We start from the raw sequence: 25519 nt of genomic DNA, 5'->3' as shown, positions 1-25519 counted from the left end.
CCGGAGTGGACGAACCTCTGGTGTACCGGTTGTCACGCCAGTGGCATCGCCGGGTAGCTATGTTCGGAAGAGATAACCGCTGAAAGCATCTAAGCGGGAAACTCGCCTTAAGATGAGATATCCCTGGGGACTAGATCCCCTTGAAGGGTCGTTCGAGACCAGGACGTTGATAGGTCAGGTGTGTAAGCGCAGTAATGCGTTCAGCTAACTGATACTAATTGCCCGTAAGGCTTGATCCTATAACAAGTCTGTCTCGATAGCCGTTAGCGCTTCAGCGCTTTACGGATATCGAGCGTCGAGTGCAAGGCACTCGACGTACGACGGTTGAAGTACCGCGTACGTGTGAGATACAGCTCACAACCCAACGAAATTACTGCTTCTTCCAAGATTGGTTGTGCTGCGAAGCCAGCGCAACAACCCTCTTTGCCTGATGACCATAGCGAGTCGGTCCCACCCCTTCCCATCCCGAACAGGACCGTGAAACGACTCTACGCCGATGATAGTGCGGATTCCCGTGTGAAAGTAGGTAATCGTCAGGCTCCCTCAAGCCAGAAACCCCCGCCCGAAAGGCGGGGGTTTTTGCATTCCGGCGACGGAAATGCATGGGGGATCGGGATGGCCGGCCTGGTTGGAACAGGCACGTCGAATGCGTCGGCTCAAGCCTCCACCGTTCTCGTGCGATCTACCGCTCGGCGCCACTGAGATCTCCCGGCGCGTTCCCCCGCGCAATACAACTCTGACCTGGATCGACGGTAAGCCCCCGGCAATGTCACCTTGAACCGTCGGGGTGATGAAGGCGACGATCGTGTCCACCTATTTTTTAAATGGACACGTGTACGCTATGGACGAGAATGAAGCGATTTTGGAGGCGGTGGAGCCAACGCGACGCCGCCGGCACAGCAAGGAATTCAAGGAGAAGGTGATCCGAGCGGCGATGCAGCCAAACGTGTCGATCGCGGCGGTTGCGCTGCATTACCGGTTGAACGCGAATCTGCTGCGTCGATGGGTCGCCGCACGGGAGGAGCAGGACGCCGCGAGCGAAGCGCGTCAGTCGCTGAGCATGCCGCCGGCGGAGTTCATCCCATTGCAACTGGAAGCGCCGGGCGCGACGGCTGCCGCGACCGAGATTCAGATCGAGGTATGCCGGGGTGCGGCGACCGTGACGGTGCGCTGGCCGCTATGCGCTGCGGCCGATTGCGCGGCATGGTTGCAAGGGTGGCTGCGGTGATCCGCATCGAGGCGATCTGGCTGGCGACGGAGCCCATCGATATGCGCGCTGGCGTCGATACAATACTGGCCCGGGTGGTGAAGGTGTTCGGCGCGGTGCGTCCGCACCACGCCTACCTGTTCGCCAACCGGCATTCGACGCGTCTGAAGGTGCTGGTGTACGACGGGTTCGGTATCTGGCTGGCCGCACGTCGCCTGAACAAGGGGCGATTCATCTGGACGAACGGAGATCAGGCGATCGCCACCGCGCTGAATCCTGAGCAGTTGCACGCGCTGGTGACCGGGCTCCCGTGGCAGACGCTCACCCACGATCACGCGATCACGGTCGTGTAATACCCCCCAAGGCCGTAAGCTGGCTTGCTTCCGCGGCGGGTTAGGTTCTGGCAGACTGGCCGCATGAACCAACCCGCCAACCTCGACGCCCTGAGCCCTGACGAACTGCGCACGCTGGCTGCGCAGTTGATGGCTCAGATCGGCGAGAAGGACCGGGAGCTGCACTACCGCCAGACGCGCATTGACCAACTTACCCACGAGATCGCCGCGCTCAAGCGCCTGCAATTCGGTAAGCGCAGCGAGCAGTTCACCGCCGAGCAGATGAGCCTGCTCGACGAGGCCATCGACGCCGACCTGGCCGCACTCGAAATCGAGCTGGAGCAGTTGCAACCGACGCCGGCGGACAAGCAACGGCAGAAACCCAAGCGTGCACCGTTGCCGCCGCACTTGCCGCGCACCGACATCCATCACGAACCCGACGACATCACGTGCTCCTGCGGTTGCCGGCGCGCGCGCATCGGCGAGGACATCAGCGAGAAGCTGGACTATACGCCGGGGGTGTTCACGGTCGAGCGCCACATCCGCGGCAAATGGGCCTGCAAGGCGTGCGAGACGCTGATTCAGGCACCCGTTGGGCCGCATGTGATCGACAAGGGCATTCCCACCACCGGATTGCTCGCACAGGTGCTGGTTGCCAAGTACGGCGATCACTTGCCGCTATATCGGCAGGAACGCATCTTTGAGCGCGCCGGCCTGGCGATTGCGCAATCGACGCTCGGTGCGTGGGTCGGCGTGTGCGGCGTGCGGTTGCAGCCACTGGTCGACGCGCTTCACGAAGCGCTTCTCCAGCAGGATGTGCTGCACGCCGACGAAACGCCGGTGCAGATGCTGGTTCCCGGTAAAGGCAAGACGCAGCGGGCATACGTCTGGGCGTACGCCACGACGCAGTTCGCCGACATGCGCGCGGTGATCTATGCGTTCGCCGACAGTCGTGCTGGCGAACATGCTCGCGCGTTCCTCGGCAAGTGGCGTGGCAAGTTGGTGTGCGACGACTACAGCGCGTACAAAGCCGGATTCGAGCTGGGCATTACCGAAATCGGATGTATGGCCCACGCGAGACGGAAGTTCTTCGAACTGCACGCGAACCACCGGAGCCAGATCGCCGAACAGGCGCTGAAATACTTCGGCGCACTTTACGACATCGAACGCGACGTCGCGGAACTTGATCCCGCTCGCCGACGCGAGGTTCGTCAGGAGCGCGCTCGGCCGATCGCCGATGCGTTACATGAGTGGATGGTTGCCCAGCGCAAATTGGTCTCCGAGGGATCGGCGATCGCCAAGGCGCTCGACTACAGCCTCAAGCGCTGGGAGGCGCTCACGCGCTATCTGTTCGATGGGCATGTGCCCATCGACAACAACTGGTTGGAAAACCAGATCCGTCCGTGGGCAACGGGGCGCGCGAATTGGTTGTTCGCCGGTTCTCTGCGCGCCGGGAAACGGGCCGCCGCGATCATGAGCCTGATTCGATCAGCGCAGCTCAATGGCCATGATCCCTACGTCTATTTGAAAGACGTGCTCGATCGCCTGCCGACCCACCGCGCCGACGACATCGCCGCGCTTCTGCCGCATCGTTGGGCACCCGTCGCCGCTTGATTGACGGCAATTTACGCCGAGGGATGCCTTCGCCGGGCGCTTACCCTATATCTAACGTTAAGCGTGTTCTTGCCGCGAGTGCTACCGCCAGCGTCGACTCCGGGCGATCGTACCGTGCATGCTGTACTCGGATCGCCGAGCGCGGAGTCATTGCCGGGCGAAAACCGGCACGTCGAGTTCCGGCCTTGATTTCGAGTCAGCACGAACAGCGCCGGGCGTCGAGCGGTGGACGTTGAAGCCTGGATGTCACATGCCAGCTTTTCCTTCCCGTGTCTTCTGATGGACGCGGTGCGGAGATCGCGCCGGCGTCGAACCCTACGCAGGTATTGGCGTTCAGCTGCACGTGGCGGGCATCGTACCGGCATGCGGGATGTCGCGTGTATGTCGCGGATTCGCCGGCATAGGCCGACCAGATGCTGACGTTGGTCGGTTTGCACGACGGCGAGACGCAATAGGCGGCACACTGCAGAACGTTCGTCGAGATCGCTACGACGAGCCTGCGGGGCAGCCCTGGGCTGGGCCGCATGTCGTCGCCAAGTAATGGTTGCAATGCGTCGATACAGGCTGACCCGCCAGATTCACTTTCCGACGCCTCATCGCCGGTGCTGGCGGTGATGAGATACGAGGGTGTGTCGTTCCAGCCAAGCATAGGCGATCGCATCCTGACTCCAGGAGGGTGCCCCAGACGAATCGATGTGTGCCGAACCGAGGCGCCCGGCATGGAGTGAAGGCTTTCGCCTGCCATATGTGGCGAGCGCAGCGGTTGCCGCCGGGCGTCTTGGGCTGCGGCTATCCGCCAGGGGTTGCCACGGATCCCGGCGATCGTGCTCGAGCGTGACTAGGCGTCTGCCGGATCGGTGGCATGTGCGGTCAAGCCACGAAGGCCATCACAACGACAAGCAGACGCATGAGGATTCGAACTGGAGGCGGGCAGGTCGCCCGGACGGTAGTCGCGGCTGTCGCGGAAGTCAGCAAAGGCCAGCATCGTAACCACGATTTCTCGTTGAAAGCCGTGGCCAAATTCCGGATGCGCCCGCCGGAAGCGCTCGAAAGCCTGGCCACGTATATCGCCTGCAAGGTTGCGCCAGCCAACGCGTGAAATTGGAAGAAGCGCCCCGCGTGGTATCGGTGACAGATGATAGATGCCGCTCGGCACGAAATTTGCGGAAATTTTTCGTCTATCCGCTTGGCAGAGTGCTCGAGAGGTCGTATGATGGCGGTCTTTCGTTTTCAGCGTAGATGCAGATCGACGTTGAGGGCGGAGTCTGACGAAGATGTGGCACTGATCGGTAGCACCCATGCTTGCCTTAGCCGGGCAAGGGCGGGAGATCGGTGGTTAAGCGGGTGTCGGGAAGAGCGTGAAAATAATCTTCCGGATGTGCTTGACAGAAGTGCGATGCACCCCCATAATCGTCAGTTCTCTACGGAGGGGTGCCCGAGTGGCTAAAGGGGGCAGACTGTAAATCTGTTGGCTTACGCCTACGTTGGTTCGAATCCAACCTCCTCCACCAAGATTATCAGCGCAGTGAGCGGTAAGGAATCGTTTGTGGCCCGTGCGGGTGTAGCTCAATGGTAGAGCAGAAGCCTTCCAAGCTTACGACGAGGGTTCGATTCCCTTCACCCGCTCCAGACCGCGAAGTTGAAGCGTAAAGCGCCCATGTGGCTCAGTGGTAGAGCACTCCCTTGGTAAGGGAGAGGTCGGCAGTTCGATCCTGCCCATGGGCACCAGCAGTAAAAAGTCAGTGTCTTGTTTGCGCGCGGCGCAACCTGTGAAATTCCTTTTGGGAGTCGAAAATGGCCAAGGGTAAATTCGAGCGGACCAAGCCGCACGTGAACGTTGGTACGATTGGTCACGTTGACCACGGCAAGACGACGCTGACGGCAGCGATCACGACGGTTCTGACGAAGAAGTTCGGCGGCGAAGCGAAGGCATACGACCAGATCGACGCGGCACCGGAAGAAAAGGCGCGCGGCATCACGATCAACACGGCACACGTCGAGTACGAAACGGCTAACCGCCACTACGCACACGTTGACTGCCCGGGCCACGCTGACTATGTGAAGAACATGATCACGGGCGCGGCGCAGATGGACGGCGCGATCCTGGTTTGCTCGGCAGCAGACGGCCCGATGCCGCAAACGCGTGAGCACATCCTGCTGGCGCGTCAGGTTGGCGTTCCGTACATCATCGTGTTCCTGAACAAGTGCGACATGGTGGACGACGCTGAACTGCTCGAGCTGGTCGAGATGGAAGTTCGCGAACTCCTGTCGAAGTACGACTTCCCGGGCGACGACACGCCGATCGTGAAGGGTTCGGCAAAGCTGGCGCTGGAAGGCGACACGGGCGAGCTGGGCGAAGTGGCGATCATGAGCCTGGCCGACGCGCTGGACACGTACATCCCGACGCCGGAGCGTGCAGTTGACGGCGCGTTCCTGATGCCGGTGGAAGACGTGTTCTCGATCTCGGGCCGTGGTACGGTGGTGACGGGTCGTGTCGAGCGCGGCATCGTGAAGGTCGGCGAAGAAATCGAAATCGTCGGTATCAAGCCGACGGTGAAGACGACCTGCACGGGCGTTGAAATGTTCCGCAAGCTGCTGGACCAAGGTCAGGCAGGCGACAACGTTGGTATCCTGCTGCGCGGCACGAAGCGTGAAGACGTGGAGCGTGGCCAGGTTCTGGCGAAGCCGGGTTCGATCACGCCGCACACGCACTTCACGGCTGAAGTGTACGTACTGAGCAAGGACGAAGGCGGCCGTCACACGCCGTTCTTCAACAACTACCGTCCGCAGTTCTACTTCCGTACGACGGACGTGACGGGCTCGATCGAGCTGCCGAAGGACAAGGAAATGGTGATGCCGGGCGACAACGTGTCGATCACGGTGAAGCTGATCGCTCCGATCGCGATGGAAGAAGGTCTGCGCTTCGCAATCCGCGAAGGCGGCCGTACGGTCGGCGCCGGCGTCGTCGCCAAGATCATCGAGTAAGCCAGTTATTCGTTGATCGACAGTTTTGGGGCTGGCAACAGCCAGCCCCAGCATGGTTTAGGGGTATAGCTCAACTGGCAGAGCGTCGGTCTCCAAAACCGAAGGTTGGGGGTTCGATTCCCTCTGCCCCTGCCAAAAAATAGCCACGTGTCCTACGTGGCATTTGTTTTAAGGTGTTATGGCGAATCCATCCGTCGAAACTGTAAATACCTCCGGCGATAAGCTGATGCTGGCCCTGGGCGTATTGCTGGTCTTGGCCGGATTCGTGGGCTTCTTCTGGCTGGCCAATCAGCAGTGGTATGTCCGCGGTGCCGCGTTGGCGGTAGGTATCATCGCCGGCGTGGCCGTCGGGCTGATGTCCGCACCTGGCAAGAGCCTCATCGCGTTTGCCAAGGATTCGTACAAGGAAGTCCGCAAGGTCGTATGGCCCACCCGCAAGGAAGCAACGCAAACCACACTCGTCGTGTTCGGTTTCGTGCTTGTGATGGCGATTTTCCTCTGGTTGAGTGACAAATCGATCGAATGGGTGATTTTCTCGGCGATTCTGGGTTGGAAATGATATGAGCGATACTCCGGCATCCCCGAGCGGAAAGCGTTGGTACGTCGTGCACGCCTACTCCGGTATGGAGAAGAGCGTGCAACGTGCGCTTCAGGAGCGCATCGAACGTGCTGGCATGCAGGACAAATTCGGTCAGATCCTGGTCCCGACCGAAGAAGTGGTCGAAGTCAAAGGCGGCCACAAGGCTGTAACCGAGCGTCGTTTCTTCCCCGGCTACGTGCTGGTGGAAATGGAAATGACGGACGAAACGTGGCACCTCGTGAAGAACACCGCGAAGGTCACCGGCTTCGTCGGCGGTGCGCGTAACCGCCCGACCCCGATTTCCCCGAAGGAAGTCGAGAAGATCATGTCGCAGATGCAGGAAGGCGTCGAAAAGCCGCGCCCGAAGACCCTGTTCGAAGTCGGCGAGATGGTGCGTGTCAAGGAAGGTCCGTTCACGGACTTCAATGGCACCGTCGAAGAAGTCAACTACGAAAAATCGCGCGTGCGTGTGTCGGTCACCATCTTTGGCCGATCCACCCCGGTCGAGCTCGAGTTCGGCCAGGTCGAAAAAGTTTGATCCCGATTCGGTGGGCAGCCTCGGCTGCCCACCTTCGCGCTTACGGCCCGCGTCATGGCCGTTGAGGAGCGTCAGTAGCCAGCGGCGAAAGCGCGTTATTACTCACCGAACGCCTCCTCTGGCGTTCCAATGAGGTTCACAAATGGCAAAGAAGATTATCGGCTTTATCAAGCTGCAGATCCCTGCAGGTAAAGCCAACCCGTCGCCGCCGGTCGGTCCGGCACTGGGCCAGCGCGGCCTGAACATCATGGAGTTCTGCAAGGCGTTCAACGCTCAGACTCAAGGCATGGAGCCGGGTCTGCCGGTGCCGGTGGTCATCACGGCATTCGCTGACAAGAGCTTCACGTTCGTGATGAAGACGCCGCCGGCGACCGTCCTGATCAAGAAGGCGGCGAAGGTGGACAAGGGCTCGAGCAAGCCGCACACCGACAAGGTCGGTTCGATCACGCGCGCTCAAGCTGAAGAAATCGCGAAGACCAAGATGCCGGACCTTACGGCAGCTGATCTGGACGCAGCCGTTCGCACCATCGCTGGTAGCGCACGCTCGATGGGCATCACTGTGGAGGGCGTGTAAATGGCTAAGATCTCCAAGCGCCGTCAGGCATTTGCCGCCAAGGTTGATCGTCAGAAGCTGTACGCGATCGAAGACGCACTGAGCCTCGTGAAGGAATGCGCGAGCGCGAAGTTCGACGAGTCGATCGACGTCGCAGTCCAGCTCGGCATCGATGCGAAGAAGTCGGACCAGGTCGTTCGTGGTTCGGTCGTTCTGCCGGCAGGTACGGGCAAGTCGGTTCGCGTTGCTGTGTTCGCGCAAGGCGAGAAGGCTGAACAAGCGCGTGCAGCAGGCGCGGAAATCGTCGGTATGGAAGACCTGGCAGAGCAGATCAAGGCTGGCCAGATGGACTTCGACATCGTGATCGCTTCGCCGGACACGATGCGTATCGTCGGTACGCTCGGTCAGATCCTCGGCCCGCGCGGCCTGATGCCGAACCCGAAGGTCGGTACGGTCACGCCGGACGTCGCGACCGCCGTCAAGAACGCGAAGGCTGGTCAGGTGCAATTCCGTGTCGACAAGGCCGGTATCATCCACGCGACCATCGGCCGTGCATCGTTCGAACCGACCGCACTGCGTTCGAACCTGTCGGCGCTGATCGAAGCGCTGCAGAAGGCAAAGCCGGCAACGAGCAAGGGCGTCTACCTGCGCAAGATCGCACTGTCGAGCACGATGGGCGTCGGCGTGCGTGTCGACCAGGCTACGCTGGCAGCACAATAAGCAAGTATTCGGGCCGCTTCGTTCGCGAAGCGGCCCACATGGGCTTTGGGCGGTTGTTCGTGCGGCAAGGCGAACAACCGGTTATCAAAGACCGTTGGTGGGGCACAGCAGGCAAGTGATCCCTTAATTCAAGCCAACGCAGATGGCGAACCCGAAAAAGTTTTGCAGTGGTGAAGCCGCAGGCCGTGAAGTGATTCCCGGCGTGAGGTGGAAATACTCCTAACGAGGTCGGACGCCGTTGTTGAACGAGGTACGTGAGGTTCGGGCCATACCGGCAAGCCGAACGTATCGTTTCTGGAGGCTAACCGTGCCGCTTAATAGAGAAGACAAGCAAGCCGTCGTCGCTGAGGTTTCCGCGCAAGTCGCGAAGGCCCAGACCGTTGTGCTGGCTGAGTATCGTGGAATTGCGGTTGGCGATCTGACCAAGCTGCGCGCGAAAGCGCGTGAGCAACAGGTTTACCTGCGCGTGTTGAAGAACACGCTGGCGCGTCGCGCTGTTGAAGGTACGCCGTTTGCTCCGCTGGCAGAGCAGATGACTGGCCCGTTGATCTACGGCATCTCGGAAGATGCAATTGCTGCTGCTAAGGTCGTCAACGACTTCAGCAAGAGCAATGACAAGTTGGTCATCAAGGCTGGTTCGTTCGATGGCAAGGTGATGGACAAGGCTGGCGTGCAAGCGCTGGCAAGCATCCCGAGCCGCGAAGAACTGCTCTCGAAGCTGCTGTTCGTTATGCAATCGCCTGTTTCGGGCTTCGCGCGTGCTCTGGCAGCGCTGGCCGAGAAGAAGCAAGCGGAAGCTGCGTAAGCGAACGTGCATCAGCGTCATTGATCGCTGGCTGTATCCGAATTCAATTTAGGAGTATTTCAAATGGCAATCGCAAAAGAAGACATCCTGGCAGCAGTCGAAGGGATGACCGTTCTGGAACTGAACGAACTGGTCAAGGCGTTCGAAGAGAAGTTTGGCGTGTCGGCAGCTGCAGTGGCAGTCGCTGGCCCGGCAGGCGGCGGCGCTGCTGCTGCTGCAGAAGAGAAGACCGAATTCACGGTCGTTCTGGCTGAAGCAGGCAGCAACAAGGTTGCAGTCATCAAGGCAGTTCGCGAACTGACGGGCCTCGGCCTGAAGGAAGCGAAGGACGTCGTTGACGGCGCACCGAAGGCTGTCAAGGAAGGCGTCGACAAGGCTGCTGCTGAAGAAGCCAAGAAGAAGCTGGAAGAAGCTGGCGCGAAGGTCGAAGTCAAGTAAGTTTCGGCGCGCTGTGCGAAGGCTGGCGGTATTTTCACCGCCGGCCTTTTTGTGCTTTGTGGGGACGTTATTCTGGCACTCATTCGGGAGCCCGAATAATCGGCCCCAGAAGCCAAAGAAAACCGCCTGATCGTTGTCATTGGTCACGATTGGCGGTTCTCTTTGTCTTCTGAAGCGACTGCAGAAGGCAAGTTTGGTCGGGTAGCGGGCAACACAGGCATCCGCTGCCGTCAGCCAGCGGTTGGTAGCGGCCAACCACCAAGCTTCTCGGCTCGTTCAAGCCGTGTCGGACGGCCATCGGGTCTCAGTCGGTGAACACTCGGGTTTGAAACGTCCAGGTATTCCGCCTCGATAGCACCCGCCGTGATTCGGAGATCGTATGCAATATTCCTTCACCGAGAAGAAGCGCATTCGCAAGAGTTTCGCGAAGCGCCCCATCGTTCACCAAGTTCCGTTCTTGCTGGCTACTCAGCTTGAATCATTCAGCACGTTTCTGCAAGCCGATGTGCCCGCGACACAACGCAAGCCTGAGGGTTTGCAGGCCGCGTTCACATCGGTATTTCCCATTGTTTCGCACAACGGCTTTGCACGCCTCGAGTTCGTGAGCTATGCGCTGTCCGCGCCGGCATTCAACATCAAGGAATGCCAGCAGCGTGGCCTGACGTACTGCTCCGCGCTGCGCGCGAAGGTCCGCCTTGTCATTCTTGACAAGGAATCGCCGAACAAGCCGGTCGTCAAGGAAGTGAAAGAGCAGGAAGTGTACATGGGCGAAATGCCGCTCATGACGCCGACGGGCTCGTTCGTCATCAACGGCACCGAGCGTGTCATCGTCTCGCAGCTGCACCGTTCGCCGGGCGTGTTCTTCGAACACGACAAGGGCAAGACGCACAGCTCGGGCAAGCTGCTGTTCTCGGCACGGATCATTCCGTACCGCGGCTCGTGGCTCGACTTCGAATTCGATCCGAAGGACATCCTGTACTTCCGTGTCGACCGTCGCCGCAAGATGCCGGTCACGATCCTGCTGAAGGCCATCGGCCTCACGCCGGAACAGATCCTCGCGAACTTCTTCGTGTTCGACAACTTCACGCTGATGGACGAAGGCGCGCAACTCGAGTTCGTGCCTGAGCGCCTGCGTGGTGAAGTCGCGCGTTTCGACATCACGGATCGTGATGGCAAGGTCATCGTCCAGAAGGACAAGCGGATCAACGCGAAGCACATTCGCGACCTCGAAGCCGCGAAGACCAAGTTCATCTCGGTGCCGGAAGACTATCTGCTCGGCCGCGTGCTGGCGAAGAACGTCGTCGACGGCGACACCGGCGAAGTGATCGCGAGCGCGAACGACGAAGTCACGGAAAGCGTGCTCGAGAAGCTGCGCGAAGCGGGCATCAAGGATATCCAGACGCTCTACACGAACGACCTTGACCAGGGCCCGTACATCTCGTCGACGCTGCGTGTCGACGAAACGACCGACAGGACGGCCGCACGCATCGCGATCTACCGCATGATGCGTCCGGGCGAGCCGCCGACCGAAGAAGCGGTCGAGGCACTGTTCAACCGCCTGTTCTACAGCGAAGAAGCGTACGACCTGTCGAAGGTCGGCCGTATGAAGTTCAACCGCCGCGTCAGCCGTGACGAGATCACCGGCCCGATGACGCTGCAGGACGACGACATCCTCGCGACGATCAAGATCCTCGTCGAGCTGCGCAACGGCAAGGGCGAAGTGGACGACATCGACCACCTCGGCAACCGTCGCGTGCGTTGCGTCGGCGAACTGGCGGAAAACCAGTTCCGCGCAGGCCTCGTGCGTGTCGAGCGCGCGGTCAAGGAACGCCTCGGCCAGGCCGAAAGCGAAAACCTGATGCCGCACGACCTGATCAACTCGAAGCCGATTTCGTCGGCGATCCGCGAGTTCTTCGGTTCGTCGCAGCTGTCGCAGTTCATGGACCAGACCAATCCGCTGTCGGAAATCACGCACAAGCGCCGTGTTTCCGCACTGGGCCCGGGCGGTCTGACGCGCGAGCGCGCAGGCTTTGAAGTCCGCGACGTGCACCCGACCCACTATGGCCGCGTGTGCCCGATCGAAACGCCGGAAGGTCCGAACATCGGTCTGATCAACTCGCTCGCACTGTATGCGCACCTGAACGAGTACGGCTTCCTCGAGACGCCGTACCGCAAGGTCGTGGACAGCAAGGTGACCGACCAGATCGACTACCTGTCGGCGATCGAAGAAGGCCGCTACATGATCGCTCAGGCGAACGCCGCGATCGACGAGAACGGCCAGCTGATCGACGAACTCGTGTCGTCGCGTGAAGCCGGCGAAACGATGATGGTCACGCCGGACCGTATCCAGTACATGGACGTCGCGCCGTCGCAGATCGTGTCGGTGGCAGCTTCGCTGATTCCGTTCCTCGAGCACGATGACGCGAACCGTGCACTGATGGGTTCGAACATGCAGCGTCAGGCCGTGCCGTGTCTGCGTCCGGAGAAGCCGGTCGTCGGTACGGGCATCGAGCGCACCTGCGCGGTCGACTCGGGTACGACGGTTCAGGCGTTCCGCGGCGGCGTCGTCGACTATGTCGACGCAGGCCGTATCGTGATTCGCGTGAACGACGACGAAGCGGTCGCAGGTGAAGTCGGTGTCGACATCTACAACCTGATCAAGTACACGCGTTCGAACCAGAACACGAACATCAACCAGCGTCCGATCGTGAAGATGGGCGACAAGGTCTCGCGCGGCGACGTGCTGGCCGACGGCGCCTCGACGGACCTGGGCGAGCTCGCGCTCGGTCAGAACATGCTGATCGCGTTCATGCCGTGGAACGGGTACAACTTCGAGGATTCGATCCTGATCTCGGAGAAGGTCGTTGCGGACGATCGCTACACGTCGATCCACATCGAAGAGCTGAACGTCGTTGCACGCGACACGAAGCTCGGGCCGGAAGAAATCACGCGCGACATCTCGAACCTGGCGGAAGTCCAGCTCGGCCGTCTCGACGAATCGGGCATCGTGTACATCGGTGCGGAAGTCGAAGCGGGCGACGTGATGGTCGGCAAGGTCACGCCGAAGGGCGAGACCCAGCTGACGCCGGAAGAGAAGCTGCTGCGCGCGATCTTCGGCGAGAAGGCTTCGGACGTGAAGGACACGTCGCTGCGCGTGCCGTCGGGCATGAGCGGTACCGTGATCGACGTCCAGGTGTTCACGCGTGAAGGCATCCAGCGCGACAAGCGTGCGCAACAGATCATCGACGACGAACTGAAGCGTTATCGTCTCGACCTGAACGACCAGCTGCGCATCGTGGAAGGCGACGCGTTCCAGCGTCTCGCGCGCATGCTCGTGGGCAAGGTCGCGAACGGCGGTCCGAAGAAGCTCGCGAAGGGCACGAAGATCGACCAGGCTTACCTGGAAGACCTCGACCACTACCACTGGTTCGACATCCGCCTCGCGGACGACGAAGCAGCGGCGCAGCTCGAAGCGATCAAGAACTCGATCGAAGAAAAGCGTCACCAGTTCGACCTCGCGTTCGAAGAGAAGCGCAAGAAGCTCACGCAAGGCGACGAACTGCCGCCGGGCGTGCTGAAGATGGTCAAGGTGTACCTCGCGGTCAAGCGCCGTCTGCAGCCTGGCGACAAGATGGCAGGCCGTCACGGTAACAAGGGCGTCGTGTCGAAGATCGTCCCGATCGAAGACATGCCGTACATGGCCGACGGCCGTCCGGCAGACGTCGTGCTGAACCCGCTGGGCGTGCCGTCGCGGATGAACGTGGGTCAGGTTCTGGAAGTGCACCTCGGCTGGGCTGCGAAGGGCCTCGGCTGGCGTATCGGCGAAATGCTGCAGCGTCAGGCGAAGATCGAGGAACTGCGCGTGTTCCTGACGAAGATCTACAACGACTCGGGCCGCCAGGAAGATCTGGAAAGCTTCACCGACGAAGAGATCCTCGAACTCGCGAAGAACCTGCGCGAAGGCGTGCCGTTTGCAACGCCGGTGTTCGACGGTGCGACCGAGGAAGAAATGGGCAAGATGCTCGACCTCGCGTTCCCGGACGACATCGCGGAACAGCTCGGCATGAACCCGTCGAAGAACCAGGTTCGTCTGTACGACGGCCGCACGGGTGAAATGTTCGAACGTCGCGTGACGCTTGGCTACATGCACTACCTGAAGCTGCACCACTTGGTCGACGACAAGATGCACGCGCGTTCGACCGGCCCGTACTCGCTCGTCACGCAGCAGCCGCTGGGTGGTAAGGCGCAGTTCGGTGGCCAGCGTTTCGGTGAAATGGAAGTATGGGCACTCGAAGCGTACGGCGCGTCGTACGTGCTGCAGGAAATGCTGACGGTGAAGTCGGACGACGTGAACGGCCGTACCAAGGTTTATGAAAACCTGGTCAAGGGCGATCACGTGATCGATGCAGGCATGCCGGAATCCTTCAACGTGCTCGTGAAGGAAATCCGCTCGCTCGGTATCGACATCGATCTCGACCGCAATTAATCGGACTACGGAGAGAAAGCAATGAAAGCTCTGCTCGATCTATTCAAGCAAGTCCAACAGGAAGAAGTTTTCGACGCGATCAAGATCGGTCTGGCCTCGCCGGACAAGATCCGTTCGTGGTCGTTCGGTGAAGTGAAGAAGCCGGAGACCATCAACTACCGTACGTTCAAGCCGGAACGCGATGGTCTCTTTTGCGCGAAGATCTTCGGGCCGATCAAGGACTACGAGTGCCTGTGCGGCAAGTACAAGCGTCTGAAGCACCGCGGCGTGATCTGCGAGAAGTGCGGCGTCGAAGTGACGCTGGCGAAGGTGCGTCGCGAACGGATGGGTCACATCGAGCTGGCCTCGCCGGTCGCGCACATCTGGTTCCTGAAGTCGCTGCCGTCGCGTCTGGGCATGGTGCTCGACATGACGCTGCGCGACATCGAACGCGTGCTGTACTTCGAAGCATATGTGGTGATCGAACCGGGCATGACGCCGCTGAAGGCGCGGCAGATCATGACCGAAGAGGATTACTACAACAAGGTCGAGGAATACGGCGACGAATTCCGTGCCGAAATGGGCGCGGAAGGCGTGCGTGAACTGCTGCGCGCGATCAACATCGACGAGCAGGTCGAGACGCTGCGCACCGAGCTGAAGAACACCGGCTCGGAAGCGAAGATCAAGAAATACGCGAAGCGCCTGAAGGTCCTCGAGGCATTCCAGCGCTCGGGCATCAAGCCCGAGTGGATGATCCTCGAAGTGCTGCCGGTGCTGCCGCCGGAACTGCGTCCGCTCGTGCCGCTGGATGGCGGCCGTTTCGCGACGTCGGACCTGAACGACCTGTATCGCCGCGTGATCAACCGTAACAACCGGTTGAAGCGTCTGCTCGAGCTGAAGGCGCCTGAAATCATCGTCCGCAACGAAAAGCGGATGCTGCAGGAAGCCGTCGACTCGCTGCTCGACAACGGTCGTCGCGGCAAGGCGATGACGGGCGCGAACAAGCGTCCGCTGAAGTCGCTCGCCGACATGATCAAGGGCAAGGGCGGTCGTTTCCGTCAGAACCTGCTGGGTAAGCGCGTCGACTACTCGGGCCGTTCGGTCATCGTGGTCGGCCCGACGCTGAAGCTGCACCAGTGCGGTCTGCCGAAGCTGATGGCGCTCGAGCTGTTCAAGCCGTTCATCTTCAACAAGCTGGAAGTGATGGGCGTCGCGACGACCATCAAGGCTGCGAAGAAGGAAGTCGAGAACCAGACGCCGGTGGTGTGGGACATCCTCGAAGAGGTGATCCGCGAGCACCCGGTGATGCTGAACCGTGCGCCGACGCTGCACCGTCTCGGTATCCAGGCGTTCGAGCCGGTGCTGATCGAAGGCAAGGCAATTCAGCTGCACCCGCTCGTCTGCGCGGCGTTCAACGCCGACTTCGACGGTGACCAGATGGCCGTTCACGTGCCGCTGTCGCTCGAAGCGCAGATGGAAGCGCGTACGCTGATGCTGGCGTCGAACAACGTGCTGTTCCCGGCCAACGGCGATCCGTCGATCGTGCCGTCGCAGGATATCGTGCTGGGTCTGTACTACGCGACCCGCGAAGCGGTCAACGGCAAGGGCGAAGGCCTGTCGTTCACGGGCGTGTCGGAAGCGATCCGCGCGTACGAGAACAAGGAAGTCGAGCTCGCATCGCGCGTCAACGTGCGGATTACCGAAATGGTCCGCAACGAAGACACGTCGGAAGGCGCGCCGGAATTCGTGCCGAAGATCTCGCTGTACGCGACGACCGTCGGTCGCGCGATCCTGTCGGAGATCCTGCCGCACGGCCTGCCGTTCTCGGTGCTGAACAAGCCGCTGAAGAAGAAGGAAATCTCGCGCCTGATCAACACGGCGTTCCGCAAGTGCGGCCTGCGCGCGACGGTGGTGTTTGCCGACCAGCTGATGCAGTCGGGTTTCCGTCTCGCGACGCGTGCCGGCATCTCGATCTGCGTGGACGACATGCTCGTGCCGCCGCAGAAGGAAACGATCGTCGGCGACGCCGCGAAGAAGGTGAAGGAGTACGACCGTCAGTACATGTCGGGTCTCGTCACCGCGCAGGAACGCTACAACAACGTGGTCGACATCTGGTCGGCAACGTCGGAAGCGGTCGGCAAGGCGATGATGGAGCAACTGTCGACGGAGCCGGTGACGGACCGCGACGGCAAGGAAACGCGCCAGGAGTCGTTCAACTCGATCTACATGATGGCCGACTCGGGTGCCCGGGGTTCGGCGGTTCAGATTCGTCAGCTGGCCGGTATGCGCGGCCTGATGGCGAAGCCGGACGGCTCGATTATCGAGACGCCGATTACCGCGAACTTCCGCGAAGGTCTGAACGTGTTGCAGTACTTCATCTCGACCCACGGTGCACGTAAGGGTCTGGCTGATACGGCACTGAAGACCGCGAACTCGGGTTACCTGACGCGTCGTCTCGTCGACGTCACGCAGGATCTGGTCGTGGTGGAAGACGATTGCGGCACGTCGAACGGCGTGGCGATGAAGGCATTGGTCGAAGGCGGTGAAGTCGTCGAAGCGCTGCGCGACCGTATCCTCGGCCGCGTCGCGGTCGCGGACGTCGTGAACCCGGAAACGCAGGAAACGGTGTACGAATCGGGCACGCTGCTCGACGAAACGGCGGTCGAGGAAATCGAACGTCTCGGCATCGACGAAGTGCGCGTGCGCACGCCGCTGACCTGCGAAACGCGCTACGGCCTGTGCGCAGCCTGCTACGGCCGTGACCTCGGCCGCGGCTCGCTCGTGAACGTCGGTGAAGCAGTCGGCGTGATCGCGGCGCAGTCGATCGGTGAACCGGGCACGCAGCTGACGATGCGTACGTTCCACATCGGCGGTGCGGCATCGCGTGCGGCAGTGGCTTCGTCGGTCGAAGCGAAGAGCAACGGTATCGTGCGCTTCACGGCGACGATGCGCTACGTCACGAACGCGAAGGGCGAGCAGATCGTCATTTCCCGTTCGGGCGAAGCGATGATCACCGACGATTTCGGTCGCGAGCGCGAGCGTCACAAAGTGCCGTACGGCGCGACGCTGCTGCAGCTCGACGGCGCGACGATCAAGGCTGGCACGCAGCTCGCCACGTGGGATCCGCTGACGCGTCCGATCATCACCGAGTACGGTGGTACGGTGAAGTTCGAGAACGTCGAGGAAGGCGTGACCGTCGCGAAGCAGATCGACGACGTGACCGGCCTGTCGACGCTGGTCGTGATCGACGTGAAGCGTCGTGGTTCGCAGGCTTCGAAGAGCGTGCGTCCGCAGGTCAAGCTGCTCGACGCGAACGGCGAAGAAGTGAAGATTCCGGGCACGGAGCACGCAGTGCAGATCGGCTTCCAGGTCGGCGCACTGATCACCGTGAAGGATGGTCAGCAGGTGCAGGTCGGTGAAGTGCTCGCACGTATCCCGACGGAAGCGCAGAAGACGCGTGACATTACCGGCGGTCTGCCGCGGGTGGCGGAACTGTTCGAAGCGCGTTCGCCGAAGGATGCCGGCATTCTCGCGGAAGTCACCGGTACGACGTCGTTCGGTAAGGACACGAAGGGCAAGCAGCGTCTCGTCATCACGGATCTCGAGGGCAACCAGCACGAGTTCCTGATCGCGAAGGAAAAGCAGGTTCTGGTTCACGATGCCCAGGTCGTCAACAAGGGCGAAATGATCGTGGACGGTCCGGCCGATCCGCACGACATCCTGCGTCTGCAGGGTATCGAGGCGCTGTCGCGCTACATCGTCGACGAAGTGCAGGACGTGTATCGTCTGCAGGGCGTGAAGATCAACGACAAGCACATCGAGGTGATCGTTCGCCAGATGCTGCGTCGTGTGCAGATCACCGACAACGGCGATACGCGCTTCATCCCGGGCGAACAGGTCGAGCGTTCCGACATGCTGGACGAGAACGATCGCATGATCGCCGAGGACAAGCGTCCGGCTTCCTACGACAACGTGCTGCTCGGTATCACGAAGGCATCGCTGTCGACCGACTCGTTCATCTCCGCGGCATCGTTCCAGGAAACGACCCGCGTGCTGACCGAAGCGGCGATCATGGGCAAGCGCGACGATCTGCGTGGCCTGAAGGAAAACGTGATCGTCGGCCGTCTGATTCCGGCCGGTACGGGTCTCGCGTTCCACAAGGCACGCAAGGCGAAGGAATCGTCGGATCGCGAGCGTTTCGACCAGATCGCAGCGGAAGAGGCATTCGACTTCGGCACGCCGAGCGCGCCGGCAGAAGAGCCGCAGCAACACCCGGCAGCCGAGTAAGCGCGGGCGGCGCGAGCCGCCTTGCCTCACACGCTGTCACCGAAACCGCCCGGTTTTGCCGGGCGGTTTTTTTTCATCTGTCGTTCACGCGCATGACGTGCTTGCGCACCGCGGGCCAACGCAGCTTGCGTGCGGTGCGTCCCATGGCCGCGGGTGCCACGGCATGTGCCGCGATCACGTCGAGCAGCCGCGGCAGGCCCGTCATGCGCGCGAACGAACCCTAACCGATCGGCCAAAACCGCACGATTCGCCACGCGTCGCGCGAGCGGGTTGTTAAAATTGCGGTCATCGTTCAGCCGTCCCTGTCCTCATTCATGTCCCGCGCCCTCGAAATCCTCGACGAAGTATTTGGTTATCCCGCATTTCGCGGCCAGCAGGGCGAGATCGTCGAGCACGTCGCCGGCGGTGGCGATTGCCTCGTGCTGATGCCGACCGGTGGCGGCAAGTCGCTGTGCTACCAGATTCCGGCACTGCTGCGGCGCGAGGCCGGGCAGGGCGCCGGCATCGTCGTGTCGCCGCTGATCGCGCTGATGCAGGACCAGGTCGCCGCACTGAGCGAAGTGGGCGTGCGCGCGGCGTACCTGAACTCGACGCTGTCGGGCGCCGAGGCCGCGGCGACCGAACGCGCGCTGCGCGAAGGCGAAATCGACCTGCTCTACGTCGCGCCGGAACGGCTGATGACGGGGCGTTTCCTCGACCTGCTCGAGCGCGCGAAGATCGGCCTGTTCGCGATCGACGAAGCGCACTGCGTGTCGCAATGGGGGCACGATTTCCGCCCGGAATACATCCAGCTGTCGGTGCTGCACGAGCGGTTCCCGTCGGTGCCGCGCATTGCGCTGACCGCCACGGCCGACGCGATCACGCGCGACGAGATCATCCACCGTCTCGCGCTCGACGACGCGCGCGTGTTCGTGTCGAGCTTCGATCGTCCGAACATCCGCTACCGGATCGTCGAAAAGGACAACGCGCGTTCGCAACTGCTCGATTTCATCCGCGCCGAACACACGAATGCGGACGGCACGACGGATGCGGGTGTCGTCTATTGCCTGTCGCGCCGCAAGGTCGAGGAAACGGCCGAGTGGCTGAAGGCGCAAGGCGTGCGTGCGCTGCCGTATCACGCGGGGATGGAGTTCGAGGTGCGGCAGAAGCACCAGGAGATGTTCCAGCGCGAGGAAGGCATCGTGATGTGCGCGACGATCGCGTTCGGCATGGGCATCGACAAGCCGGACGTGCGCTTCGTCGCGCACCTGGATCTGCCGAAGAGCGTCGAAGGCTACTACCAGGAAACGGGCCGCGCCGGCCGCGACGGGATGCCCGCGAATGCGTGGATGGCGTACGGTCTCGGCGACGTCGTCCAGCAGCGCAAGATGATCGACGAGTCCGATGCGGACGACGCGCACAAGCGCGTCCAGACGTCGAAGCTCGACGCGCTGCTCGGTCTGTGCGAGACGATCTCGTGCCGCCGCGTTCGGCTGCTGAACTACTTCGGCGAGGAGAGCAAGCCGTGCGGCAACTGCGACACGTGTCTCGAGCCGCCAGCGTCGTGGGACGCCACGCGTGAGGCACAGATGGCGCTGTCGTGCGTGTTCCGCGCGCAGCGCGCAAGCGGCTTCAATTTCGGCTCGAGCCACCTGATCGAGATCCTGCGCGGCGGGCGCACCGAGAAGGTATTGCAGCGGGGCCACGACCAGCTCACGACGTTCGGGATCGGCGCGTCGCTGTCGGAGCCCGAGTGGCGCGCGATTTTCCGGCAGCTCGTCGCGTACGGCTACCTGGCCGTCGATCACGGCGGCTTCGGCGCGCTCGTGCTGACCGAGGCTGCGAAGCCCGTGCTGAAGAACGAGGAGAAGGTCACGCTGCGCCGCTACGTGAAGCCGCAGCGCACGCGCCAGTCGTCGAGCCGCAGCGGCACGCGTGTCGATCCGACCGCCGGCATGGGCACGCGTGAGCGCGCTCGGTGGGATGCGCTGCGCGCATGGCGTGCGGAAACCGCGAAGACGGACGGCGTGCCGGCCTACGTGATCTTCCACGACGCGACGCTCGCGGAGATCGCGCGCAACGCGCCGGAGACGATCGACGACCTGCGCCATATCCCTGGCATGGGCGTGCGCAAGCTGGAACGCTTCGGCGACGAGATCATCGACGTCGTCGAGTCGGCCTGACACAGGCGTTCCGACCCTTCCGGTAAACCACGCGTGCGGTCGGCGAATCACGCAAGCCGTTGACTTGGTTGGTATTTCCGGAATATCATGCTGGGTTCCGGTATTCGGTGGGCCGAGTCGCGTTCGAAAGTCCGCACCCGTTTCGCCGGTTCGGAAGTCAACTGTGCGCCGATTCTCGCTTTGCCCGAAATCGATGCGCAGATTTTGTTCAATTTCAGGAATAAACAATGCCAACCATCAACCAACTGGTTCGCAAAGGCCGTCAGTCGGAAACGACGAAGAGCAAGAGCCCGGCCCTGCAGGACTGCCCCCAGCGTCGCGGCGTGTGCACCCGTGTGTACACGACGACGCCGAAGAAGCCGAACTCGGCACTCCGTAAGGTCGCCAAGGTTCGTCTGACGAACGGCTTCGAAGTGATTTCGTACATCGGCGGTGAAGGCCACAACCTGCAGGAACACTCGGTTGTGCTGATCCGCGGCGGCCGTGTGAAGGACTTGCCGGGTGTGCGTTACCACATGGTTCGCGGCTCGCTGGATACCCAGGGCGTCAAGGACCGTAAGCAAGCGCGCTCGAAGTACGGCGCGAAGCGTGCAAAGGCTGCCAAGTAAGCAGTTTTTGATCAGGGATCGCCGCAGGGCGGTCAAGGCGGAAGTGCCGGATTGCCGGTGCTGTCGAGTAAGTGGTCACCCGGCCAAGCTGGTTAGTCGTGAAGATGTGATCGGGTTTGTTGGTGGCCGCGGAGCTGAAACCAGCTCCAACTGAACAAGTAAAGGAAGAATCATGCCGCGTCGTCGCGAAGTCCCCAAGCGGGAAGTGTTGCCGGATCCGAAGTTCGGTAACGTTGATGTAGCCAAGTTCATGAACATGCTGATGCTGTCCGGCAAGAAGTCGGTCGCAGAGCGCATCGTTTATGGCGCATTCGAACAGATCCAGACCAAGGGTGGCAAGGACCCGCTGGAAGTGTTCACGGTTGCGCTCAACAACGTCAAGCCGGTGGTCGAAGTGAAGAGCCGTCGCGTTGGTGGTGCCAACTATCAAGTTCCGGTCGAAGTGCGCCCGTCGCGTCGTATGGCATTGGCGATGCGCTGGCTGCGTGAGGCTGCGAAGAAGCGTAGCGAGAAGTCGATGGCCCTGCGCCTGGCAGGTGAACTCTCCGAAGCGGCCGAAGGCCGTGGCGGCGCGATGAAGAAGCGCGACGAAGTTCACCGCATGGCAGAAGCCAACCGCGCGTTCTCGCATTTCCGTTTCTAAGCGCCTGGCTGGGCTTTTAGCGGAAATAAATTCCGGGCGGGTGCGCTTTTCAGGCGCCTCGCCCGTTTGTGTTGAAGCATGATGCAGCTGGGCTGCATCGTGTCATCCCAGTAGAGGATCAAAGTGGCTCGCAAGACTCCTATCGAGCGCTACCGCAATATCGGTATTAGCGCTCACATCGACGCCGGCAAAACGACGACGACCGAGCGCATTCTGTTTTACACCGGTGTGAACCACAAGATCGGTGAAGTCCACGACGGCGCAGCCACGATGGACTGGATGGAGCAGGAACAGGAGCGTGGCATTACGATCACGTCCGCTGCTACCACCGCCTTCTGGAAGGGCATGGGCGGCAACTATCCGGAACACCGCATCAACATCATCGACACCCCGGGCCACGTCGACTTCACGATTGAAGTCGAGCGCTCGATGCGCGTGCTCGACGGCGCGTGCATGGTGTACTGCGCAGTGGGCGGCGTGCAGCCGCAGTCGGAAACGGTGTGGCGCCAGGCGAACAAGTACAAGGTGCCGCGTCTCGCGTTCGTCAACAAGATGGACCGTACCGGCGCGAACTTCTTCAAGGTCTACGACCAGCTCCGTCTGCGCCTGAAGGCGAACCCGGTTCCGGTCGTGGTGCCGATCGGCTCGGAAGAAAACTTCAAGGGCGTCGTCGATCTGATCAAGATGAAGGCGATCGTTTGGGACGAAGCGTCGCAAGGCACGAAGTTCGACTACGTCGACATCCCGGCCGAGCTCGCAGAGACCTGCCAGGAGTGGCGCGAGAAGATGGTCGAGGCGGCTGCTGAAGCCAACGAAGACCTGATGAACAAGTACCTGGAAGAAGGCGATCTGCCGGAAGCCGACATCGTCAAGGCGCTGCGCGACCGTACGATCGCGTGCGAAATCCAGCCGATGCTGTGCGGTACCGCGTTCAAGAACAAGGGCGTGCAGCGTATGCTCGACGCCGTGATCGATTTCCTGCCGTCGCCGGTCGACATCCCGCCGGTCAAGGGCGAACTCGAAAACGGCGAATCGGCAGAGCGCCGCGCAGCAGACGACGAGAAGTTCTCGGCACTCGCATTCAAGATCATGACCGACCCGTTCGTCGGCCAGCTGATCTTCTTCCGCGTGTACTCGGGCGTGGTGAATTCGGGCGACACGCTGCTGAACTCGACGAAGGACAAGAAGGAACGTCTGGGTCGTATTCTGCAGATGCACGCGAACCAGCGCGAAGAAATCAAGGAAGTTCGTGCAGGTGACATCGCTGCTGCGGTCGGCCTGAAGGAAGCGACCACGGGCGACACGCTGTGCGATCCGGCGAACCCGATCATCCTCGAGCGCATGGTGTTCCCGGAGCCGGTGATTTCGCAGGCTGTCGAGCCGAAGACCAAGGCTGACCAGGAAAAGATGGGCCTGGCGCTGAACCGTCTGGCACAGGAAGATCCGTCGTTCCGCGTGCAGACCGACGAAGAGTCGGGCCAGACCATCATTTCGGGCATGGGCGAGCTCCACCTCGAAATTCTGGTCGACCGGATGAAGCGTGAATTCGGCGTGGAAGCAACCGTCGGCAAGCCGCAGGTTGCGTACCGCGAAACGATCCGTTCGACGGCGAAGGACGTCGACGGCAAGTTCGTCAAGCAGTCGGGCGGTCGCGGCCAGTACGGTCACGCAGTCATCACGCTCGAGCCGAACGAACAAGGCAAGGGCTACGAGTTCTTCGACGAGATCAAGGGTGGTGTGATTCCGCGTGAATACATCCCGGCGGTCGACAAGGGTATCCAGGACACGCTGAAGTCGGGCGTGCTGGCTGGCTTCCCGGTCGTCGACGTGAAGGTTCACCTGACGTTCGGTTCGTACCACGACGTTGACTCGAACGAAAACGCGTTCCGCATGGCCGGTTCGATGGCGTTCAAGGAAGCAATGCGCAAGGCGAACCCGGTCGTCCTCGAGCCGATGATGGCTGTCGAAGTCGAGACGCCGGAAGACTACATGGGCAACGTGATGGGCGACTTGTCGGGCCGTCGGGGTATCGTCCAGGGCATGGAAGACATGGTTGGCGGCGGCAAGATCGTGCGCGCCGAAGTGCCGCTGTCGGAAATGTTCGGCTATTCGACGTCGCTGCGCTCGCTGACGCAAGGTCGTGCAACGTACACGATGGAGTTCAAGCACTACGCTGAAGCTCCGCGCAACGTTGCTGACGCGATCATCAGCGCGAAGTCGAAGTAATTCGTTATCACAATCGATTATTTTTGAAAGAAGAGAATCATGGCAAAAGGTAAATTCGAGCGGACCAAGCCGCACGTGAACGTTGGTACGATTGGTCACGTTGACCACGGCAAGACGACGCTGACGGCAGCGATCACGACGGTTCTGACGAAGAAGTTCGGCGGCGAAGCGAAGGCATACGACCAGATCGACGCGGCACCGGAAGAAAAGGCGCGCGGCATCACGATCAACACGGCACACGTCGAGTACGAAACGGCTAACCGCCACTACGCACACGTTGACTGCCCGGGCCACGCTGACTATGTGAAGAACATGATCACGGGCGCGGCGCAGATGGACGGCGCGATCCTGGTTTGCTCGGCAGCAGACGGCCCGATGCCGCAAACGCGTGAGCACATCCTGCTGGCGCGTCAGGTTGGCGTTCCGTACATCATCGTGTTCCTGAACAAGTGCGACATGGTGGACGACGCTGAACTGCTCGAGCTGGTCGAGATGGAAGTTCGCGAACTCCTGTCGAAGTACGACTTCCCGGGCGACGACACGCCGATCGTGAAGGGTTCGGCAAAGCTGGCGCTGGAAGGCGACACGGGCGAGCTGGGCGAAGTGGCGATCATGAGCCTGGCCGACGCGCTGGACACGTACATCCCGACGCCGGAGCGTGCAGTTGACGGCGCGTTCCTGATGCCGGTGGAAGACGTGTTCTCGATCTCGGGCCGTGGTACGGTGGTGACGGGTCGTGTCGAGCGCGGCATCGTGAAGGTCGGCGAAGAAATCGAAATCGTCGGTATCAAGCCGACGGTGAAGACGACCTGCACGGGCGTTGAAATGTTCCGCAAGCTGCTGGACCAAGGTCAGGCAGGCGACAACGTTGGTATCCTGCTGCGCGGCACGAAGCGTGAAGACGTGGAGCGTGGCCAGGTTCTGGCGAAGCCGGGTTCGATCACGCCGCACACGCACTTCACGGCTGAAGTGTACGTACTGAGCAAGGACGAAGGCGGCCGTCACACGCCGTTCTTCAACAACTACCGTCCGCAGTTCTACTTCCGTACGACGGACGTGACGGGCTCGATCGAGCTGCCGAAGGACAAGGAAATGGTGATGCCGGGCGACAACGTGTCGATCACGGTGAAGCTGATCGCTCCGATCGCGATGGAAGAAGGTCTGCGCTTCGCAATCCGCGAAGGCGGCCGTACGGTCGGCGCCGGCGTCGTCGCCAAGATCATCGAGTAATATCGACGATCCGCGGATCCCGACGGGGTCCGCGATTCCGCGGTATGTAGTCCGTACCGTCGAAACCGGGTGTCCAGCTTGCGCTGGCACCCGGTTTTGTTTTTCCGTCACGCCGAAGCGCGGGGT

20 protein-coding genes, 4 tRNA genes and 2 rRNA genes are annotated in these 25519 nt (G+C 61.3%); 23 read left to right on the top strand and 3 right to left on the bottom strand.

All coding sequences use genetic code 11. The features are described from left to right. The 5 genes from G3N64_RS09985 to G3N64_RS09965 all read left to right on the top strand — a co-directional run. Positions 1 to 239 (top strand): 23S ribosomal RNA (locus G3N64_RS09985); the annotation flags it as partial. Between the two features lie 187 nt (positions 240 to 426). Further along, positions 427 to 539: ribosomal RNA gene (gene rrf / locus G3N64_RS09980) — 5S ribosomal RNA — on the top strand. A 266-nt stretch (positions 540 to 805) separates the two neighbouring features. After that, positions 806 to 1228, top strand: a complete 423-nt coding sequence (locus G3N64_RS09975; RefSeq protein ID WP_346778810.1) for a transposase — start codon at positions 806 to 808, stop codon at positions 1226 to 1228. Next, entirely contained in the window at positions 1204 to 1560 is a 357-nt protein-coding gene (gene tnpB / locus G3N64_RS09970) for an IS66 family insertion sequence element accessory protein TnpB (RefSeq protein ID WP_205783648.1), read from the top strand. The genes G3N64_RS09975 and tnpB overlap by 25 nt, the downstream gene beginning before the upstream one ends. A 63-nt stretch (positions 1561 to 1623) precedes the next feature. Further along, on the top strand, positions 1624 to 3153 hold the full coding sequence (locus G3N64_RS09965) for an IS66 family transposase (protein WP_205783647.1): 1530 nt from the start codon (positions 1624 to 1626) through the stop codon (positions 3151 to 3153). Positions 3154 to 3349: 196 nt separating this feature from the next. Here G3N64_RS09965 and G3N64_RS09960 read toward each other — a convergent pair whose 3' ends face one another. Further along, a complete protein-coding gene (locus G3N64_RS09960) occupies positions 3350 to 3802 on the bottom strand; it encodes a hypothetical protein (protein ID WP_205783646.1) in 453 nt (150 codons plus the stop codon). A gap of 189 nt (positions 3803 to 3991) precedes the next feature. Continuing rightward, entirely contained in the window at positions 3992 to 4453 is a 462-nt protein-coding gene (locus G3N64_RS09955; RefSeq protein ID WP_205783645.1) for a hypothetical protein, read from the bottom strand. Positions 4454 to 4578: 125 nt separating this feature from the next. Between G3N64_RS09955 and G3N64_RS09950 the strand changes: the two genes are divergently transcribed. The 13 genes from G3N64_RS09950 (at position 4579) to rpoC (ending at position 18524) form a co-directional block, all read left to right on the top strand. Next, a tRNA-Tyr gene (locus tag G3N64_RS09950) sits at positions 4579 to 4664 on the top strand. A gap of 44 nt (positions 4665 to 4708) precedes the next feature. After that, positions 4709 to 4782: transfer RNA gene (locus G3N64_RS09945), tRNA-Gly, on the top strand. A 24-nt stretch (positions 4783 to 4806) separates the two neighbouring features. After that, positions 4807 to 4881 (top strand) — tRNA-Thr (locus tag G3N64_RS09940). A gap of 66 nt (positions 4882 to 4947) precedes the next feature. Next, entirely contained in the window at positions 4948 to 6138 is a 1191-nt protein-coding gene (gene tuf, locus G3N64_RS09935) for an elongation factor Tu (protein WP_011350666.1), read from the top strand. 59 nt (positions 6139 to 6197) lie between these two features. Then, a tRNA-Trp gene (locus G3N64_RS09930) sits at positions 6198 to 6273 on the top strand. Positions 6274 to 6316: 43 nt separating this feature from the next. After that, positions 6317 to 6697: a preprotein translocase subunit SecE gene (gene secE, locus G3N64_RS09925; RefSeq protein WP_006482892.1), complete on the top strand. Its 381-nt coding sequence runs from the start codon at positions 6317 to 6319 to the stop codon at positions 6695 to 6697. A gap of 1 nt (position 6698) precedes the next feature. Further along, positions 6699 to 7256 (top strand): transcription termination/antitermination protein NusG, encoded by a 558-nt coding sequence (gene nusG / locus G3N64_RS09920; RefSeq protein ID WP_006400672.1) that lies wholly within the window; start codon positions 6699 to 6701, stop codon positions 7254 to 7256. A 142-nt stretch (positions 7257 to 7398) separates the two neighbouring features. Further along, positions 7399 to 7830 (top strand): 50S ribosomal protein L11, encoded by a 432-nt coding sequence (gene rplK / locus G3N64_RS09915; protein ID WP_006477201.1) that lies wholly within the window; start codon positions 7399 to 7401, stop codon positions 7828 to 7830. Further along, on the top strand, positions 7831 to 8529 hold the full coding sequence (rplA, locus tag G3N64_RS09910; RefSeq protein ID WP_006482906.1) for a 50S ribosomal protein L1: 699 nt from the start codon (positions 7831 to 7833) through the stop codon (positions 8527 to 8529). A 307-nt stretch (positions 8530 to 8836) separates the two neighbouring features. Continuing rightward, the gene (rplJ, locus tag G3N64_RS09905) at positions 8837 to 9334 is read left to right on the top strand and encodes a 50S ribosomal protein L10 (RefSeq protein ID WP_021161756.1); all 498 of its coding nucleotides are present in this window, start codon (positions 8837 to 8839) and stop codon (positions 9332 to 9334) included. A gap of 63 nt (positions 9335 to 9397) precedes the next feature. Continuing rightward, positions 9398 to 9772 carry a 50S ribosomal protein L7/L12 gene (gene rplL / locus G3N64_RS09900; protein ID WP_021161757.1) on the top strand — a complete coding sequence of 125 codons (375 nt, stop codon included), beginning with the start codon at positions 9398 to 9400 and terminating at the stop codon, positions 9770 to 9772. A gap of 379 nt (positions 9773 to 10151) precedes the next feature. Next, a complete protein-coding gene (rpoB, locus tag G3N64_RS09895) occupies positions 10152 to 14258 on the top strand; it encodes a DNA-directed RNA polymerase subunit beta (protein WP_205783644.1) in 4107 nt (1368 codons plus the stop codon). A 21-nt stretch (positions 14259 to 14279) separates the two neighbouring features. Beyond that, the gene (gene rpoC / locus G3N64_RS09890) at positions 14280 to 18524 is read left to right on the top strand and encodes a DNA-directed RNA polymerase subunit beta' (RefSeq protein ID WP_085043650.1); all 4245 of its coding nucleotides are present in this window, start codon (positions 14280 to 14282) and stop codon (positions 18522 to 18524) included. Positions 18525 to 18597: 73 nt separating this feature from the next. On the opposite strand, the gene G3N64_RS40170 is transcribed toward rpoC, so the two are convergent. Beyond that, positions 18598 to 18729, bottom strand: coding sequence for a hypothetical protein (locus G3N64_RS40170; RefSeq protein WP_277399100.1), 132 nt, complete (start codon positions 18727 to 18729; stop codon positions 18598 to 18600). Positions 18730 to 18838: 109 nt separating this feature from the next. Between G3N64_RS40170 and recQ the strand changes: the two genes are divergently transcribed. The 5 genes from recQ to tuf (G3N64_RS09865) all read left to right on the top strand — a co-directional run bounded on the left by recQ (position 18839) and on the right by tuf (G3N64_RS09865) (position 25393). After that, on the top strand, positions 18839 to 20686 hold the full coding sequence (gene recQ / locus G3N64_RS09885; RefSeq protein WP_089424299.1) for a DNA helicase RecQ: 1848 nt from the start codon (positions 18839 to 18841) through the stop codon (positions 20684 to 20686). A 227-nt stretch (positions 20687 to 20913) separates the two neighbouring features. Continuing rightward, complete coding sequence (gene rpsL / locus G3N64_RS09880) at positions 20914 to 21294, top strand: 30S ribosomal protein S12 (protein WP_006400662.1); 381 nt, start codon at positions 20914 to 20916, stop codon at positions 21292 to 21294. A gap of 172 nt (positions 21295 to 21466) precedes the next feature. Then, positions 21467 to 21937 carry a 30S ribosomal protein S7 gene (gene rpsG / locus G3N64_RS09875; protein ID WP_006477195.1) on the top strand — a complete coding sequence of 157 codons (471 nt, stop codon included), beginning with the start codon at positions 21467 to 21469 and terminating at the stop codon, positions 21935 to 21937. 123 nt (positions 21938 to 22060) lie between these two features. Next, complete coding sequence (fusA, locus tag G3N64_RS09870; RefSeq protein WP_205783643.1) at positions 22061 to 24163, top strand: elongation factor G; 2103 nt, start codon at positions 22061 to 22063, stop codon at positions 24161 to 24163. 39 nt (positions 24164 to 24202) lie between these two features. Further along, a complete protein-coding gene (gene tuf, locus G3N64_RS09865) occupies positions 24203 to 25393 on the top strand; it encodes an elongation factor Tu (RefSeq protein WP_011350666.1) in 1191 nt (396 codons plus the stop codon). Positions 25394 to 25519: the final 126 nt, after the last annotated feature.

Origin of the sequence: Burkholderia sp. Ac-20344 (assembly GCF_017104975.1) — a bacterium.
Lineage (GTDB): Bacteria > Pseudomonadota > Gammaproteobacteria > Burkholderiales > Burkholderiaceae > Burkholderia.
This window is presented reverse-complemented; position numbering and strand designations above follow the sequence as displayed.

What these genes read in the sequence shown, in the direction of transcription:
- rpoB (WP_205783644.1), top strand. Translation starts at nt 10,152, where the DNA reads ATGCAATATTCCTTCACCGAGAAGAAGCGCATTCGCAAGAGTTTCGCG.
- secE (WP_006482892.1), top strand. Translation starts at nt 6,317, where the DNA reads ATGGCGAATCCATCCGTCGAAACTGTAAATACCTCCGGCGATAAGCTG.
- rplL (WP_021161757.1), top strand. Translation starts at nt 9,398, where the DNA reads ATGGCAATCGCAAAAGAAGACATCCTGGCAGCAGTCGAAGGGATGACC.
- rpsG (WP_006477195.1), top strand. Translation starts at nt 21,467, where the DNA reads ATGCCGCGTCGTCGCGAAGTCCCCAAGCGGGAAGTGTTGCCGGATCCG.
- G3N64_RS40170 (WP_277399100.1), bottom strand. Translation starts at nt 18,729, where the DNA reads ATGACGGGCCTGCCGCGGCTGCTCGACGTGATCGCGGCACATGCCGTG.
- tnpB (WP_205783648.1), top strand. Translation starts at nt 1,204, where the DNA reads ATGGTTGCAAGGGTGGCTGCGGTGATCCGCATCGAGGCGATCTGGCTG.
- rpsL (WP_006400662.1), top strand. Translation starts at nt 20,914, where the DNA reads ATGCCAACCATCAACCAACTGGTTCGCAAAGGCCGTCAGTCGGAAACG.
- G3N64_RS09965 (WP_205783647.1), top strand. Translation starts at nt 1,624, where the DNA reads ATGAACCAACCCGCCAACCTCGACGCCCTGAGCCCTGACGAACTGCGC.
- G3N64_RS09955 (WP_205783645.1), bottom strand. Translation starts at nt 4,453, where the DNA reads ATGGGTGCTACCGATCAGTGCCACATCTTCGTCAGACTCCGCCCTCAA.
- rplA (WP_006482906.1), top strand. Translation starts at nt 7,831, where the DNA reads ATGGCTAAGATCTCCAAGCGCCGTCAGGCATTTGCCGCCAAGGTTGAT.
- rplK (WP_006477201.1), top strand. Translation starts at nt 7,399, where the DNA reads ATGGCAAAGAAGATTATCGGCTTTATCAAGCTGCAGATCCCTGCAGGT.
- nusG (WP_006400672.1), top strand. Translation starts at nt 6,699, where the DNA reads ATGAGCGATACTCCGGCATCCCCGAGCGGAAAGCGTTGGTACGTCGTG.
- tuf (WP_011350666.1), top strand. Translation starts at nt 4,948, where the DNA reads ATGGCCAAGGGTAAATTCGAGCGGACCAAGCCGCACGTGAACGTTGGT.
- tuf (WP_011350666.1), top strand. Translation starts at nt 24,203, where the DNA reads ATGGCAAAAGGTAAATTCGAGCGGACCAAGCCGCACGTGAACGTTGGT.
- recQ (WP_089424299.1), top strand. Translation starts at nt 18,839, where the DNA reads ATGTCCCGCGCCCTCGAAATCCTCGACGAAGTATTTGGTTATCCCGCA.
- rpoC (WP_085043650.1), top strand. Translation starts at nt 14,280, where the DNA reads ATGAAAGCTCTGCTCGATCTATTCAAGCAAGTCCAACAGGAAGAAGTT.
- G3N64_RS09960 (WP_205783646.1), bottom strand. Translation starts at nt 3,802, where the DNA reads ATGCTTGGCTGGAACGACACACCCTCGTATCTCATCACCGCCAGCACC.